We start from the raw sequence: 14,551 nt of genomic DNA, 5'->3' as shown, positions 1-14,551 counted from the left end.
GCNGGGNCCGTCGGCGCGGGGGGCCGGCGGGCGCCGCGCCGCGGCGGTCTAGGGTCGGGGCATGCGGATCCGACTTTCCCGGCGGTGGGCGGCGCTCGCCGCGGCCGGCGTACTGCTCGCCGGCGCCGGCACCTTCGGCGCCGTCGCCTCCGACGGCGAGGCGGCCGTGCACCGCGAGGACACCGTGCTCGCCATGCCGGGCGCGCAGATCGACACGTCGTTCTTCACGTCCGGCCCCGGCCGCCGCCCCGCCGTGCTGGTCGGGCACGGCTTCGGCGGCGACAAGGACGCCGTGCGCGCCCAGGCCGAGCGCCTCGCCCGCGACGGGTACGCCGTACTGACCTGGACCGCCCGCGGGTTCGGCCGCTCGGGCGGGCGGATCGGCCTCAACGACCCGCGCCACGAGGTCCAGGACGTCCGGCGGCTGGTCGACTGGCTGGCGAAGCGCCCCGAGGTGCGGCTCGACCTGGCCGGCGACCCGCGCGTCGGGGTGACCGGCGCGTCGTACGGCGGGGCCGTGTCGCTGCTCGCCGCCGGGCACGACCCGCGCGTCGACGCCGTCGCCCCGCAGATCGCGTACTGGAACCTCGCCGACGCGCTCCTGCCCGACGGGGTGTTCAAGAAGCTGTGGGCCGGGATCTTCTTCACCACCGGGTCCGGCGGCCCCGCCGGGGGGCCGTCCACCGCCTGCGGCCGGTTCCAGCCCGAACTGTGCGCCATGTACCAGCGCGTCGCCGTCACCGGCGAACCGGACGCCGCCGCCCGCGCGCTGCTGGAGGCCCGCAGCCCGTCCGCCGTCGCGGACCGCATCAAGGTGCCCGCCCTCATCGTGCAGGGCCAGTCGGACTCGCTGTTCCCGCTCTCCCACGCCGACGCGGCGGCCCGGGCCGTCGCCGCCAACGGCGCCCCCGTGGCCGTCGACTGGGCCGCCGGCGGCCACGACGGCGGCGCCCCGGAGGCCGACCGCGTCCACGCCAGGGTCACCGCCTGGTTCGACCGGTATCTGAAGGGCGACGCGACCGCCGACACCGGGCCCGCCTTCCGCGTCAGCCGGACCGGCGGCGTCGACTCCGCCGACGGCCGCGCCACCCTGCGCGGTGCCGCCGCCGACCGCTACCCGGGCCTGCGCGCGGGCACCCGCACGATCCCGCTCGCCGGGCCCCCGCAGACCTTCCGCAACCCGGCCGGGGCCGCCCCGCCCGGCATCTCGACCGTGCCCGGCGTCGGCGCCGGCCTGTCCCGGCTGTCCACGCTCGGCGTCGGCGTCTCCCTCGACTTCCCCGGCCAGCACGCCCGCTTCGAGACCCGCCCGCTCACCGAGCCGCTGCGGATCACCGGCACCCCCACCGTCCGCGTCACCGTCTCCTCCGACAGCGGGAAGGCCGTGCTGTTCGGCAAGGTGTACGACGTCGGACCGGACGGCCGCCGGCAGGTGCTGCCGGCCCAGCTCGTCGCGCCGGTGCGCGTCGACGGCGCCCGGGGAGGCCGGACCGTCGAGCTGACGCTGCCCGCGATCGACCACCAGGTGGAGGCCGGGCACCGGCTGCGCCTGGTCCTCGCCGCCACCGACCTCGGCTACGCCTCCCCGGCCGCCCCCGCCGCGTACACCGTCGCCCTCGCCGGCGACGGGCTGTCCGTGCCGACCGCGCCCTCGCTGCGCACCCAGGCCGCCGGGCTCCCCTGGTGGGTGTGGGGCCTGCCCGCCGGGGGCGCCCTCGTCGCGGCGGCACTGCTGCTGACGGCCCGCCGCCGCACCGCCGCGCCCGCCCCGGACCCGGAACTGGCCGCCGTGCCGCTCGTCATCGACGGCCTGACGAAGCGCTACGCCAGGTCCTTCGAGGCGTACGCCGTGCGCGACCTGTCGTTCCGCGTCGAGAAGGGCCAGGTCCTCGGGCTGCTCGGCCCCAACGGCGCCGGCAAGACCACCACGCTGCGCATGCTGATGGGCCTCATCACGCCCGACGCCGGCGAGATCCGGGTCTTCGGGCACGCGGTGCGGCCCGGGGCGCCCGTCCTGTCCCGCGTCGGCGCGTTCGTCGAGGGCGCCGGCTTCCTGCCGCACCTGTCGGGGCGGGAGAACCTGGAGCTGTACTGGCGGGCCACCGGCCGCCCCGCCGGGGACGCCCACATCGACGAGGCGCTGCGGATCGCCGGGCTCGGCGCGGCGCTGTCCCGCGCCGTCCGCACGTACTCGCAGGGCATGCGGCAGCGGCTCGCCATCGCCCAGGCCATGCTGGGCCTGCCGGACCTGCTCATCCTCGACGAGCCGACCAACGGACTCGACCCGCCGCAGATCCGCGAGATGCGGGACGTGATGATCCGCTACGCGGCAGGCGGCCGGACCGTGATCGTCTCCAGCCACCTCCTCGCGGAGGTCGAGCAGTCCTGCACCCACCTGGTGGTCATGGACCGGGGCCGGCTCGTGCAGGCGGGTCCCGTCGCCGAGATCACCGGCAACGGCGACACCCTGCTCGTCACCGTCGAGGGCGACCTGCCGGAACCGCTCGTCGAGAAGGCCGGGGCGCTCCCGGGCGTCGCCTCCGCGACCCGCGTGGAGGGGGGCCTGCTGGTCCGGCTCGACGGCACCGCCACCACGGCCGCGCTCGTCGCCGGACTGGTCCGGCTGGACGTGCCGGTGACCGGCGTGGGCCCGCACCGCCGCCTGGAGGACGCGTTCCTCACCCTGATCGGAGGAGGCGCCGCATGACCGCGCAGCTCGACTCGGCGCCCGGCTACCGCGCCGGGCACACCCTGCCCCTGCGCGTCGAGGCGGTGCGCCAGCTCAAGCGGCGCCGCACCGCCGTGATGGGCGCGATCCTCGCCGTCCTGCCGCTCGTCCTGATCGCCGCCTTCGCCATCGGCGGCGACCGGGACGACGGGCCGGACGACCGGATCACGCTCATCGACACGGCGACCGCGTCGGCCGGGAACTTCGCCGCGACCTGCCTGTTCGTCTCGGCCGGCTTCCTGCTGGTGATCCCCGTGGCGCTGTTCTGCGGGGACACCGTCGCCTCCGAGGCCGGCTGGTCCTCGCTGCGCTACCTGCTCGCCGCGCCGGTGCCCCGCGCCCGGCTGCTGTGGTCGAAGCTCGTGGTGGCGCTCGGCTTCAGCGCCGCCGCGATGGTGCTGCTGCCGCTGGTCGCGCTCGCCGCCGGGACCGTCGCCTACGGGTGGGGGCCGCTGCGGCTGCCGACCGGCGGGGCGCTGCCCGCCGCGGACAGCCTGGGGCGGCTCGGGATCGTGGTCGCGTTCGTCTTCGTGTCCCAACTGGTCACCGCCGGGCTGGCGTTCTGGCTGTCCACGCGCACCGACGCCCCGCTGGGCGCGGTGGGCGGAGCGGTCGGCCTGACCATCGTCGGCAACGTCCTGGACGCGGTGACGGCGCTCGGCGACTGGCGGGAGTTCCTGCCCGCGCACTGGCAGTACGCCTGGATCGACGCGCTCCAGCCGCAGCCGGAGTGGGGCGGGATGGCCAGGGGCGCGGCCGTGTCCACGGCGTACGCGCTGGTGCTGTTCGCGCTCGCCTTCCGCGGCTTCGCCCGCAAGGACATCGTGTCGTAGCGCCCGCCCGCGCACGCCGCCGGGCGCGCCCCNNCNNNGGGCCGCGGCGCCCGCGCCGTGCCGCCCGNNCGGGGCGGCCCGCGCGGGTCACAGCCAGCCGCGCCGGGCCGCCTCCGCCCCGGCGCGGAACCGGCTCGTCGTCCCCAGCGCCGCCAGCAGCTCGCCGACGCGCCTGCTGTACGTGCGCGTCGACACGCCCAGCCGCGCCGAGGCCGCCTCGTCGGTCAGCCCCGTCGTCAGGGCGTCCAGCACCGGGCGCAGCCGCGGCGGCAGCGCCGCGCCCCGGCGGCGGGCCCGGTCGGCGTCCTCACCCGCGTCCCACCAGGCGCGGTGCGTCCGCACCAGCACCCGGACGAGCACCGGGTCGCGGATCAGCAGCAGCCCGTTGTGGAGCAGCTCCAGGTCGAGCGGGACCGCGGCCACCGCCCGGTCCGCCACGATCATCCCGAACGGGATGGCGTCCGCCAGCCGCGCCCGCACGGCCGGCCGCGCCGGGCCGCCCGGGGCCGCGTCCGCCAGGCGGGCCAGCGCGTGCCGCGGCACCACCCGCCGGACCGTCCCCACCCGCTCGGCGGCCCTCCGCACGTACGCGTCCACCAGCTCCGCGAACGGCTCCGGGACCGGCCGCCGCAGCCCGATCGCCGGGTCGTCGAAGGTCAGCAGTTCCCGGCGGGCGGACTCGGTCAGCGCGGCGAGCGCGGCACAGACGTGGCGCGTGCCCGTCACCGGTTGCAGGGGCGGCCGTGACGCCCGCGGGGGAGCGGCGGACGTCCGCGGCGCCTGCGGGGGGACCTCCCGGAGCGGGGCGCCCTCGCGGCGTCCCTGCGGCGCGGCTGCCGGGCCCGGTACGGAGCCCTGGACGTTCACCACGGCCGACCACCCCCGTCTTCCCCACAGGACGCACATGCGCCACTCCATGTACTCATGTGACTCCGCACCGTGACAAGGTCCGTTCCTCGCGATGGCGAGTCCAAGCCAGCGCCTCGGGGCGCGGACGGGGGCGCCCGTCCCGTGCGGGCCGCTCCGGCGCGCTTCCGTGCGGCGGCGCGCCCGCCGTCCGGGTGACGGCACGACCGGTTCGCAGTACCGCGGATGGCGACGGGCGGAGCGGTGTGCCCCGATGGGACGGAAGGCCGGCGCGACGCGACGGCCGACGACCGACGACCGACGAACGGATGACGACATCGCCATGCGTACCCACCGCTGGGCCGCGACGGCCCTCACCTGCCTCGCCCTCTCCGGGATAGCCGCGGCCCCGGCGCTCGCCGCCGACCGGCCCCCCACCGACCACGCGTTCCTCCGCGCCGCCCACCAGGGCAACCTGACCGAGATCGCCGCCGGCCGCGACGCCCAGAAGAACGCCACCACCGCCTGTGTGAAGAAGGTCGGCGCCGTCCTCGTGCGCGACCACACCAAGCTCGACGCCGCGGCCCGCGCCCTGGCCGACAAGCTGGGCGTCGACCTGCCCGCCGCCCCCTCCCCCGAACAGCAGCGGATCCTCGCCTCGGTGATGGCCAAGGCCGGCACCGGCGCCTACGACGCGGCCTGGCTGAAGGCCCAGGAAGCCTCGCACACCAAGACCCTCGGCATGATCGACCACCAGATCGCCAAGGGGAAGAACGCGGCGGTGACGGCCGCCGCGAAGGCCGCCCGCCCGGTCGTCGCCCACCACCTGGCCATGGTCCGCGGCGGCACCTGCCACGAGGACGCCGCGCACGTCCCGCACAGCATCCGGGCCGGCGACGGCGGCCAGGCCGCCCAGGCCGACGACGGCGTCCCCACGTTCGTCGCGGTACCGGCCATGGCCGTCGGCGGGATGCTCGTCGCGGGCGCCGCCTTCTGGGCGGCCGGGCGCATCCGCCGCAACGACATCCGCTGACGCCCGTGGGCGGCCACCTCAGGCTGACCGCCGAACCCGGCCCAGGCCGCCTCCCGGCCTGGGCCGGGGTCGCGGGCGCCGCCTCGGTGGCCCTGGCACTGCTCCTCCCGGTGGCCGCGCCGTCCGCGACGCCGGACGCGGGCAGGGTGCCCTCCGGCAGCCGCACGGCGGCCCCGGCCGCCGCGACCGCCCACTCCCCGCCGGTCGCCCTCACCGTGCCGGGCCACATCGGCCGCATGCCCGTCGACCCCGTCGGCGGCACCGACGACGGCGCGCTGGACCTGCCCGCGTCCCCGTCGCGGCTCGGCTGGTGGGCACTGGGCGCCCGGCCGGGCGAGGCGGCGGGCACCCTGCTGCTCGCCGGCCACCTCGACTCGGCGGCGGAGGGGCCGGGCCCCTTCGAGGCGCTGCACTCCCTGCCGATCGGCGCGCTGGCCCACGTGGCGGCGGCGGACGGCGGCCGCCACACGTACCGGATCGTGGCGCGCCGCACGTACCGGTCGGGCGAGCTGCCCGGCGACCTGTTCTCGGCGGAGGGCGCCCCCCGGCTGGTACTGGTCACCTGCACGGGCGCGTTCGACCCGGAGGAACGGGAGTACGCCGAGAACCTCGTCGTGTACGGCGTACCCGCCTGAGAACCGGGCGCGGCCCGNCCGCCCGNNCNCGGGCGNNGACGGGTCCGGGGAGGGGCCCCGGGNTCCCTCCCGCCGGGCTCCTTCCGCCGCGCTCCTCCCGCTACCGGTACCGGCGCCGGTGCCGGTGCCGGTACCGGCCGGGGCGCGACTCCGGGCGCGGGTCGCGGAGGGACGCGCCCCGGCGGACGCCGCGCGCCGGCGTCAGTCGCCGCGCGGCGCGTACATGATCACGGCCATCCCGGCGAGGCACACCAGGGCGCCGAGGACGTCGTGGCGGTCGGGGCGGTAGCCGTCGACGGCCATGCCCCAGGCGATCGACCCCGCGACGAAGACACCCCCGTACGCGGCGAGGACGCGGCCGAAGTGGGCCTCGTGCTGCCAGGTCGCCACCACCCCGTACAGGCCGAGGGCGACGACGCCGGCCCCGACCCAGGCCCACCCCCGCTGCTCGCGCAGGCCCTGCCAGACGAGCCAGGCGCCGCCGATCTCGAAGAGGGCGGCGACGAGGAACAGGACGACGGAACGGGCGACGGTCATACCGGCCGACCCTACCGGCGGTACGGTCCGACCCCGCCGGGCCGTACCGGGGCCAGGGCCGCCGCGCACTCCTCCCGCACCCCGCCGTGCGGCTCCCCGCACCGGGCCGTCCCGGGCACCGGCACCCCCTCGCCCTCCCGGGCACCGGCACCCCCTCGCCCTCCCGGGGCGGGCGCACGTCCCCCGGCGCGGGCGCGGGCCCCGCCGCGCGCCGGCCTGGCCGTGCGGCGGGGGAGTGGGGGCATACTGGCCCCGGCTCTGACCGTACGTCAGGAGGCCGCCGTCGCCGGGCACGTGGGGGAGGCCCTCGGAAACCGCCCTCGTGGGGGGCTTTCCGCCCGCCCCGGCACACCGGGGCCGCGGCGGGCGGGTACGCGCGCCCGCGGCCGGAGGGAGGGACGTGGTGAGTTGCGAACGGTGCGGGGCACCCGCGTTACAGCAGGGGCCCGGCTGGGTGTGCAGCAGGTTGTGCGGCTGGTCGGCCGCCGCCGCGGCGGACCCGGCCCGATCGGGGCCCGACGACGGCGGGACGGTACCCGGACCAGGAGCCTGAGATGAGCGCGTCCACGACGCACACCCCCGAGATCACCACGACCGAGTGCCGGAAGTGCAGCGCCCACATCGCCGGGCTGAACGGCCGGTACGCGTGCGGGGTGTGCGGCTGGGTCAACCCCTGGTGGGAGGGGAGCAGCGACCTCCCGGCCGCCGAGGACGACCCGGACCACCCGGGGCACGACCGGTCCCCGGCGTGACGGCGCGCTTCCGCCGGGAGCGCACCGCGTGACCCCGCGCTGGTCCGGCCCGCCGGGCGGTCCGGAGGCTCAGAGGACGCGGGCGAAGATTCGTGCGCCGTTGTGGAAGGTGAGGGTGAGGCCCTGCTGCGAGCCGGGGTCGGGTCGGGTCGACCAACGCTCGATCGACGCGATCTCGGGGCACTCGGCGTGCGCCAGGACCGCGGCCAGCCACGCCTCGGGGGTGTCGCCGTCCTGCGGTGCGGGCCCGGCGGCGGGCGGCGTGCCGGTCACCGGTTCGTCCGTGAAGCCGTCGTGCTTGGCGCCCTCCGGGAGCTGCCCGGTGAACTGCCACCGGACCTCGCGGCCGTCGGACCGGGTGAGGGCGACGCCGTAGGGGTACTGGGTGTCGCCGGCCTCGGCGAGGGTCTGCACGCGAGTGGTGGCGGGCTGGTTCTTGACGGCGTCGATGACGAACTCGGCGAAGCGGGCAGGGCGCATATGCGGTCGTTTCCTCTCGTCGCGGCCCGGCCAGTCTAGGAGCGGACGGAGCCCCGACCGGCGCCTTTGGGGGCGGGTGCCGACCGGGGCGGTCCGTCCGCCGCCGCCGTTCCGCCATCGCCGCCGTTCCGCCGCAGACGGCAGACGGCAGACGGCAGGCGGCAAGCGGCAGGCGGCAAGCGGCGGGCGGAGTCGGCGGGGCCGTGCCGTCCGACCGCCGGCGAGCGACGGCCGCTCGTCCCGGGTCGGGGGCACTCGGGGTGGAAGTGCAGGGTCGGGGCGGCGCCGGACCCGCCGTCGGGGGTGCGGGTGTCGGCCGGGCCGTCGATGAGCCGCCCGCACACCTCACAGAACCGCGGGGGCGTCGGGGCGGCCTACCGGTGACAGGCGCAGGAGCAGCGGATCGTGAACACCGGCCCGATCGGCGGGCGGCCCGGCACGGTGGCGTACACGTCCTGCGGATGGCGGAACTCGTGCCCGTCCCCTTCCTCGCGGTACGGGGAGCGGCCGGCGGCCTGCGGGTCGGTCACCCGGCGGCCTCGCGCTCGTCGTCCGCCGGAGTGCCGCAGCGGGGACAGGAGCACGGCGGGAACATCGGCGACAGCGGAATGTCGTTCGCGGGTTCGACCTCCCGCCGCTCCCGGATCGTGGTCGTCGTGCCGTCCGGCCGGACACGGTAGACGCGCAGCGTCATCCCGCCACCGGTCCGCTGAACGCTTCGAGCGGGGACGTCAGGGTGTGAGGGGGATGCCATGTCGACTCCTTGCAGTCGGCCACGCCCGGGCCGGCTCCCACCGGTGCCGGGGCGCACCGCCACCAGCCGTGGTGACGTGCCTCACATGTTGGCCGCATGGCAAGGCCCCAACTGTCAACATCTCGTGATAATTGGGGCCAGACGTTCACGGACGGTCAGATGCCCAGCCAGGTGCCGTAGGAGAGGAACGTGTCCGGAAGGGCGCGCTTCGCGGCCTCCAGGCCGTGGTACGTCTCCCGGACCATCGGGTGGTACTTCGCCTGCTGGGGAGCTGCCTTGCGTGCTGCCAGCAGGCTCGCGAAGGCGCCGGAGAGATCACCGTCCCACATCTGCGCGCGGGCCAGGTCGGCGTAGTGATGGCTGCGACGCGACGCGGGATAGGCGTCGGGGAGCGTCACCTGCACCCCGTCACGTACGGCCTCGTCGTACCTGTCCAGCTCGGCCAGCACCGATACCCGGTGAACCGCCACATTCGTGGGGCCGAACGCGAGCCAGTGCACCTCGACGGCCTCTCCGGTCCGGTCGGCGAGGCGGTCGGCCTCCGCCAGGTGCTGCTCGGCGTCGTGAGCGCGCTTGGCGCGGCCTGCGAGGACGGCGGCGCCGAGGTGCAGCTGGCCGGCGACGGCGTCGCGCTCGCGGCCCTCCTCGGCTTGGTCGAGGACCTGGAAGCCGGTCTGGACGAGCCGGGCCCCCGTGCGGTACTGCCCGCTCCGGAGGTGGGTGAGGGCACGCATGTACCGGTACATCCCGCCGACCAGCGCGTCGGATGCGTGCACGGCGGCCCAGTCCATCCGGCTCAGCGCGATGACGGCGAGGTCGCTGTAGCCGAGCTTCGTGGCGACGTCGTACGCGGTTCGGTAGGTGCTGGCGAGCGTCCGCCACCCGTCCGCCGTCTGCGTCAGGTGCGCGGCCGTGGTCACTTCCTGGATGAGCCCGGCCACGTGGGACGCGGCCTTCTTGATCTGCCCGGCCCGTACGTCCAGCAGCAGTTCGTCGGCGTCGGCGTGCAGGAGCCGCCACGGGCGGGGGGTGATGTCGGGGTCGGGGCCGAGGTCGTAGACGTCCAGGGCTTCCCGGATCGGCAGGAGGAGGACGTCCAGGGCGTCGGCCCGCAGCTCGTCGGCGTACGGCTGGCCGGTCACGGCGGCCGGCTCCACCCGCAGCGCCCTGGCGACGCAGGCGATGACGTACGGGGTGGCGGCGATGCGGCCTTGCTCTGTCTTGGTCAGCGTGCTGTAGGGGATGCCGGAGAGGTCCGAGAGGGCTTTCTGGGTGAGGCCGTACTGCAGGCGCAGGCGCTTGATGCGCGCACCGGTGTGGTCGTGCGGCAGGGAGTGCATACTGGTCTCCAGTCCTGACTCGACATCAGAACGGTACCGCCGCCGACCAGCCGGTACACCGGATGAGGCCCCCTGCCCGGTGCGGGGGCCCTTCCTGTTCTTGGACGAAAAGTCCCCCGGCCTTTCCCAAGAGCTTGCGCGAAGCGCCCCCGGCAGGACTCGAACCTGCGGCCAAGTGCTTAGAAGGCACCTGCTCTATCCACTGAGCTACGGGGGCCGGTGGTGCGGCCTTGCGGCCTCTGGAGCCCGGGAGGGTGGTCCGTGACCTCGCCGGGGACAAGGATAGGGCTCCGTTCGCCTTGGCCCGGCCGCTTCACCTGCGTGGCACGATGTGGAGGTTCAGTGAAGCGAACCCGATAATCGCAGGCGAGTGCGAATTCCGCAGCGCTTTTCGCGCCTGGCGGGCCGGGTGTTGTGCACTCGTTATGCCCGCGCCCCGCTCGTCCCCTCTGTCCCCGTGCGATACCGGCGCGCAGGGAGGGTCATACGCTTCAAAAAGATGCTGAAATTGGGCATTCTTCACATGTGGTGACCTCGGACGTACGGCCTCAGCTCCTCGACGCACTCTCCGCCCTGCGCGACCGTGTCGCCGCCGTGCGTCTGCCCCTGCCCGTCCCGGGTGCTCCCCGGGCGCGGCAGACGCGGGCCGAACTGCTGGCCCAGCTCGACGACTACCTGGTCCCGCGGCTCGTGGACCCCGAAGCCCCCCTCCTCGCCGTCGTCGGCGGGTCGACCGGCGCCGGCAAGTCCACCCTCGTCAACTCCCTTGTGGGGCGCCCCATCAGCGAGGCGGGCGTCCTGCGGCCCACCACCCGCGTCCCGGTGCTCGTCTGCCACCCCGACGAGCACCACTGGTTCTCCGGCACGCGCGTCCTGCCCCGCTTCACCCGCGTCTGGGGCGCACCGGGCGAGGGCGGCGACGAGGAGCACGAAGGCCGCGTACTGCGCGTCGAGACCGCCGCCACCGTGCCCCGAGGCCTCGCCCTCCTGGACGCCCCCGACATCGACTCCCTCGTCGTGGGCAGCCGCGAGGTGGCCGCCGAACTCGTCTGCGCCGCCGACATCTGGGTGATGGTCACCACCGCCTCCCGGTACGCCGACGCGGTCCCCTGGCAGATGCTCCGCACGGCCAAGGAGTACGACGCCACCCTCGTCACCGTCCTCGACCGGGTGCCGCACCAGGTGATCGGCGAGGTCTCCCGCCAGTACGAGGCGCTCCTCACCCGGGCGGGGCTCGGCGCCGTACCGCGGTTCACCATCCCGGAGCTGCCCGAGTCGGCGAGCGGCGGCAGCGGCCTGCTGCCCGACACCGCCGTCGCCCCCCTCCGCGCCTGGCTCGCCCACCGCGCCCAGGACCCCGCCGCCCGCCGGCAGACCGCCGACCGCACCGCGGGCGGCGTCATCGACTCCCTGCGCGTGCGCATGCCGGAGCTCGCCGGTGCCGTCGCCACCCAGTGCGCCGCCGTCCTGCGGCTCACCGGCGCCGTCGAGACGGCGTACGAGCAGGAGGGCGAGCGGGTGCGGCACGAACTGCGGCGCGGCGCCGTCCTGTCCGGCGACGCCCGCGCCCGCTGGCGCGCCCACCCCCAGGACTGCGCCCCCGACGAACTGCTCGACGCCCTCACCGAGTCCCTCGGCGCCCTCCTCCACTGCGCCGTCGCCGCCGCGGACGACCGGCTGCGGGAGGCGTGGCGGCGCGAACCGGCCGCCGCCGCCCTCGGCTCCCTCCCCCTCAGACACGACCGGGAGGCGGGGGAGCGCGTGGGCATGGCCGTACGCCGCTGGCGGCGCGTACTGGAGGAACTGGCCGAGGACGCGGCGCGGCGCGGTGCGCGCACCCCCGCGCCCGACCCCGACACCGTCGCCGCGCTGCTGGCCGCGACCCTCCTCGGCGGGAACCGCGCGCCGGGAGCGCAGGAGCAGCTCGCGGAACTGCTCGGCTCCCGGGGTGCCCTGCGCCTGCGCGACAGGGGGGCGGAACTGGTCGACCTGTACGTCGACCGCGTCCTGCGGGAGGAACGCGACCGGCGCATCGCGCCGATCGACGCGTTCGACGTCACCCCGGAACCGCAGGCCGAACTGATCGCCGCACTGTCCGTACTGCAGAAGGAGAGGTGACGGCGGGTGAGTGCCGTGAAGCAGGAGTGGGACGACGGGCTGATCGCCCGCCGCACCGCCGCGGACACCGGCGCGCCGCGACGGCCCGGCGGGGCGGACGCCGGACCGGCGGGCGGCGGACCGGACGGCGGGCGCGGCGACGCGTGCCCCCCGCCGCCCGGCGGCACCTACGCGAGCGCGCTGAAGCAGCGCCTCGACGCCCTGCGCGACCTCCTCGGACTCTCGGCCACCCGCCTCGACCCGGAGACCGTCGCGGAGGCCGGCCGCGTCCTCGACGAGGCCGCCTCCCGCCAGCGGCTCTCCCTCCACCACACCGTCGTCGCCATCGCGGGCGCCACGGGAAGCGGCAAGTCGACCCTGATGAACGCGCTCGCCGGGGTCCCGGTCTCGGAGACCGGCCTCAGGCGCCCCACCACCGCCGCCCCCGTCGCCTGCGCCTGGTCCGAGGGCGCCGCCGGCCTCCTGGACCGGCTCGGCATCCCCGGCCGGCTGCGGCGCAGGCCCCTCGCGGGCGGCGACGGCGACGACGCCCTGCGCGGACTCGTCCTCGTCGACCTGCCCGACCACGACTCGGCCCTCACCGCCCACCGCGCCCAGGTCGACCGCGTCCTCGGCCTCGTCGACGCGGTCGTCTGGGTCGTCGACCCGGAGAAGTACGCCGACGCCGCCCTCCACGAGCGGTACCTGCGGCCGCTCGCCACCCACGCCGAGGTCACCTTCGTCGTCCTGAACCAGATCGACCGGCTCCCCGGCGACGCCGCCCACCAGGTCCTCGACGACCTGCGCCGCCTCCTCGACGAGGACGGCGTGGCCCTCGGCGAGCACGGCGAACCCGGCGCCACCGTCCTCGCCCTGTCCGCCCTGACCGGCGAGGGCGTCCCCGAACTGCGCGAGGTGCTCGGCACGTTCGTCCGGGAGCACCACGCCGCCACACGCCGCCTGTCCGCCGACGTCGACGCGGCCGCGGCCCGGCTGCGCCCCGTCTACGTGGGGGAGGGCCGGCCCGGCCTCGGCGAGCGGTCCCGGGAGGACTTCACCGCCCGGCTCGCCGTCGCCGTCGGCGCCGCGGCGGCCGGCGAGGCCGCCGAACGCGAGTGGCGGCGCAACGCCGGCCGCGCCTGCGGCACCCCCTGGCTGCGGCTGTGGCGCTGGTACCAGGGGCTCCGCGCCCCCGGCGGCGGTGGCGAGCCCGCCCGGACCGTACCGCCGGAGGAGGAGCCGACGGCCCGGCAGCGCGTCGAGCACGCCGTCCGCGTCGTCGCCGAGGAGGCGGCGCGCGGACTGCCCGCGCCGTGGGCGCAGGCCGTGCGGGAGGCGGCGGTGCGCGGCGCGCGGGGCCTGCCCGAGGCGCTGGACGGACTGGCCGCGGACGCCCGCGCCCCGCGGCCGGGGGGACGGCCGCTCCGTCCCGCCTGGTGGCCGGTCGCCGTCGTCGTCCAGGCGTCCATGACGCTGCTGCAGGTGTTCGGCGCCCTGTGGCTGACCGGCCAGATCGCCGGCGTGCTGGAGCCGGGGCTGGTGCCGCCGGTGCTGGTCATGCTCGCCGGGATCGTGGGCGGACCGCTCGTGGAGTGGGCGTGCGTCGTGGCGGCCCGGGGCCCGGCGCGCCGGTACGGGCAGGAGACCGAACGGCGGCTGCGCGAGGCGGCCGCGGGCTGCGGCCGGGCCATGGTGCTCGACCCGATCGCGACGGAGCTGATGCGGTACCGGGAGGTGCGCGAGCGGTACGCGGCGGTGTCGGGCGGCCGGAACCCGACCGGGTGACGAAGTTGTCCACATCCCCCGCGGCCGTCCACAGGGCCCGGCGCGGACCGCCGGACACGGCCACCATGGAGGGCGGGACGACGCACGCAGGCGTCGCCGGACGGGGAGGAGGGGTCGTCGTGAACGACACCCTGGTGACGATCGTGGGGAACGTGGCGACCGGTGTGGAGTACCGGGAGACCCCGGCGGGCGGGATGGCGAGGTTCCGCTTCGCCGTCACCGCCCGCCGCTGGGACCGGGAGCGGTCGGCGTGGGCGGACGGGCACACCAGCTTCTACACGGTGAACGCGTGGCGGCAGCTCGGCGCGAACCTGGCCGCGTCGGTCGCGGTCGGCGAGCCGCTGGTGGTGCACGGCCGGCTGCGGGTGCGCGAGGAGCCCGCGGACGGGCGGGACGGCCCGCGCAGGACGTTCGTCGACATCGAGGCGGTGGCGGCCGGCCACGACCTGACCCGGGGCACGGCGGCGTTCCGCCGCGGAGGCGGAAAACGGCAGTCTGAACATCTCGTGACGGAACGGCGGAGCGAAGGGCCCTCGCCCGCCCCCGAGCCGGTATCGACCTGATACGGCCTCAAAGGGCGACCCATACCGCGTCGAACCGGAACTTACGGCTGGTCAGTCCGGCGGCCCGTGACCAAAAGGCGTGGTTCCCATGCCCGGTTCACGATAACGATTTCGATTCGGAACGGTTGAGTGGCGGCATCGGGTGGGACGGGCCGCCCGCGCCTCCCT

14 protein-coding genes and 1 tRNA gene are annotated in these 14,551 nt (G+C 76.5%); 8 read left to right on the top strand and 7 right to left on the bottom strand.

All coding sequences use genetic code 11. The features are described from left to right. Positions 1 to 61: 61 nt before the first annotated feature. Entirely contained in the window at positions 62 to 2,707 is a 2,646-nt protein-coding gene (locus MW084_RS09435; RefSeq protein WP_010476560.1) for an alpha/beta fold hydrolase, read from the top strand. Further along, the gene (locus tag MW084_RS09430) at positions 2,704 to 3,561 is read left to right on the top strand and encodes an ABC transporter permease (RefSeq protein WP_010476562.1); all 858 of its coding nucleotides are present in this window, start codon (positions 2,704 to 2,706) and stop codon (positions 3,559 to 3,561) included. Before MW084_RS09435 ends, MW084_RS09430 begins: the two co-directional genes overlap by 4 nt. Before the next feature lie 87 nt (positions 3,562 to 3,648). Here the strand turns inward: MW084_RS09430 and MW084_RS09425 are convergent, their stop codons facing one another. Then, complete coding sequence (locus MW084_RS09425) at positions 3,649 to 4,287, bottom strand: helix-turn-helix domain-containing protein (RefSeq protein ID WP_106428136.1); 639 nt, start codon at positions 4,285 to 4,287, stop codon at positions 3,649 to 3,651. Positions 4,288 to 4,750: 463 nt separating this feature from the next. Here MW084_RS09425 and MW084_RS09420 point away from each other — a divergent pair, with 463 nt between their 5' ends. Together MW084_RS09420 and MW084_RS09415 are read left to right on the top strand one after the other, a co-directional pair. Continuing rightward, positions 4,751 to 5,440: a DUF4142 domain-containing protein gene (locus MW084_RS09420; protein ID WP_106428135.1), complete on the top strand. Its 690-nt coding sequence runs from the start codon at positions 4,751 to 4,753 to the stop codon at positions 5,438 to 5,440. Between the two features lie 5 nt (positions 5,441 to 5,445). Further along, complete coding sequence (locus tag MW084_RS09415; protein ID WP_010473997.1) at positions 5,446 to 6,075, top strand: class F sortase; 630 nt, start codon at positions 5,446 to 5,448, stop codon at positions 6,073 to 6,075. 201 nt (positions 6,076 to 6,276) lie between these two features. Here MW084_RS09415 and MW084_RS09410 read toward each other — a convergent pair whose 3' ends face one another. Next, positions 6,277 to 6,612 carry a YnfA family protein gene (locus MW084_RS09410; protein WP_010473995.1) on the bottom strand — a complete coding sequence of 112 codons (336 nt, stop codon included), beginning with the start codon at positions 6,610 to 6,612 and terminating at the stop codon, positions 6,277 to 6,279. A 554-nt stretch (positions 6,613 to 7,166) separates the two neighbouring features. On the opposite strand from MW084_RS09410, the gene MW084_RS09405 reads away from it, so the two are divergent. Then, positions 7,167 to 7,364 carry a hypothetical protein gene (locus tag MW084_RS09405; protein ID WP_010473994.1) on the top strand — a complete coding sequence of 66 codons (198 nt, stop codon included), beginning with the start codon at positions 7,167 to 7,169 and terminating at the stop codon, positions 7,362 to 7,364. Between the two features lie 69 nt (positions 7,365 to 7,433). Here MW084_RS09405 and MW084_RS09400 read toward each other — a convergent pair whose 3' ends face one another. The 5 genes from MW084_RS09400 to MW084_RS09380 all read right to left on the bottom strand — a co-directional run bounded on the left by MW084_RS09400 (position 7,434) and on the right by MW084_RS09380 (position 10,155). Beyond that, on the bottom strand, positions 7,434 to 7,844 hold the full coding sequence (locus MW084_RS09400) for a hypothetical protein (protein WP_010473993.1): 411 nt from the start codon (positions 7,842 to 7,844) through the stop codon (positions 7,434 to 7,436). A 374-nt stretch (positions 7,845 to 8,218) separates the two neighbouring features. Beyond that, positions 8,219 to 8,374, bottom strand: coding sequence for a hypothetical protein (locus MW084_RS09395; protein WP_158684363.1), 156 nt, complete (start codon positions 8,372 to 8,374; stop codon positions 8,219 to 8,221). Continuing rightward, complete coding sequence (locus MW084_RS09390; protein WP_158684362.1) at positions 8,371 to 8,598, bottom strand: hypothetical protein; 228 nt, start codon at positions 8,596 to 8,598, stop codon at positions 8,371 to 8,373. Before MW084_RS09390 ends, MW084_RS09395 begins: the two co-directional genes overlap by 4 nt. 155 nt (positions 8,599 to 8,753) lie before the next feature. Further along, a complete protein-coding gene (locus tag MW084_RS09385) occupies positions 8,754 to 9,938 on the bottom strand; it encodes a helix-turn-helix domain-containing protein (protein ID WP_010473992.1) in 1,185 nt (394 codons plus the stop codon). 144 nt (positions 9,939 to 10,082) lie between these two features. Continuing rightward, positions 10,083 to 10,155, bottom strand: a tRNA-Arg gene (locus MW084_RS09380). A 308-nt stretch (positions 10,156 to 10,463) separates the two neighbouring features. On the opposite strand from MW084_RS09380, the gene MW084_RS09375 reads away from it, so the two are divergent. From MW084_RS09375 to MW084_RS09365, 3 genes are all read left to right on the top strand, one after another. After that, positions 10,464 to 12,056: a dynamin family protein gene (locus tag MW084_RS09375; RefSeq protein WP_010473991.1), complete on the top strand. Its 1,593-nt coding sequence runs from the start codon at positions 10,464 to 10,466 to the stop codon at positions 12,054 to 12,056. 15 nt (positions 12,057 to 12,071) lie between these two features. Then, positions 12,072 to 13,820, top strand: coding sequence for a GTPase (locus MW084_RS09370; RefSeq protein WP_010473990.1), 1,749 nt, complete (start codon positions 12,072 to 12,074; stop codon positions 13,818 to 13,820). A gap of 119 nt (positions 13,821 to 13,939) precedes the next feature. Then, the gene (locus tag MW084_RS09365) at positions 13,940 to 14,383 is read left to right on the top strand and encodes a single-stranded DNA-binding protein (RefSeq protein WP_010473989.1); all 444 of its coding nucleotides are present in this window, start codon (positions 13,940 to 13,942) and stop codon (positions 14,381 to 14,383) included. Positions 14,384 to 14,551 lie beyond the last annotated feature (168 nt).

Origin of the sequence: Streptomyces sudanensis (assembly GCF_023614315.1) — a bacterium.
In the GTDB taxonomy this organism is placed as follows: Bacteria; Actinomycetota; Actinomycetes; order Streptomycetales; family Streptomycetaceae; genus Streptomyces; species Streptomyces sudanensis.
The sequence above is the reverse complement of the archived record's forward strand: the minus strand, read 5'-3'. Positions and strand labels throughout refer to the sequence as shown.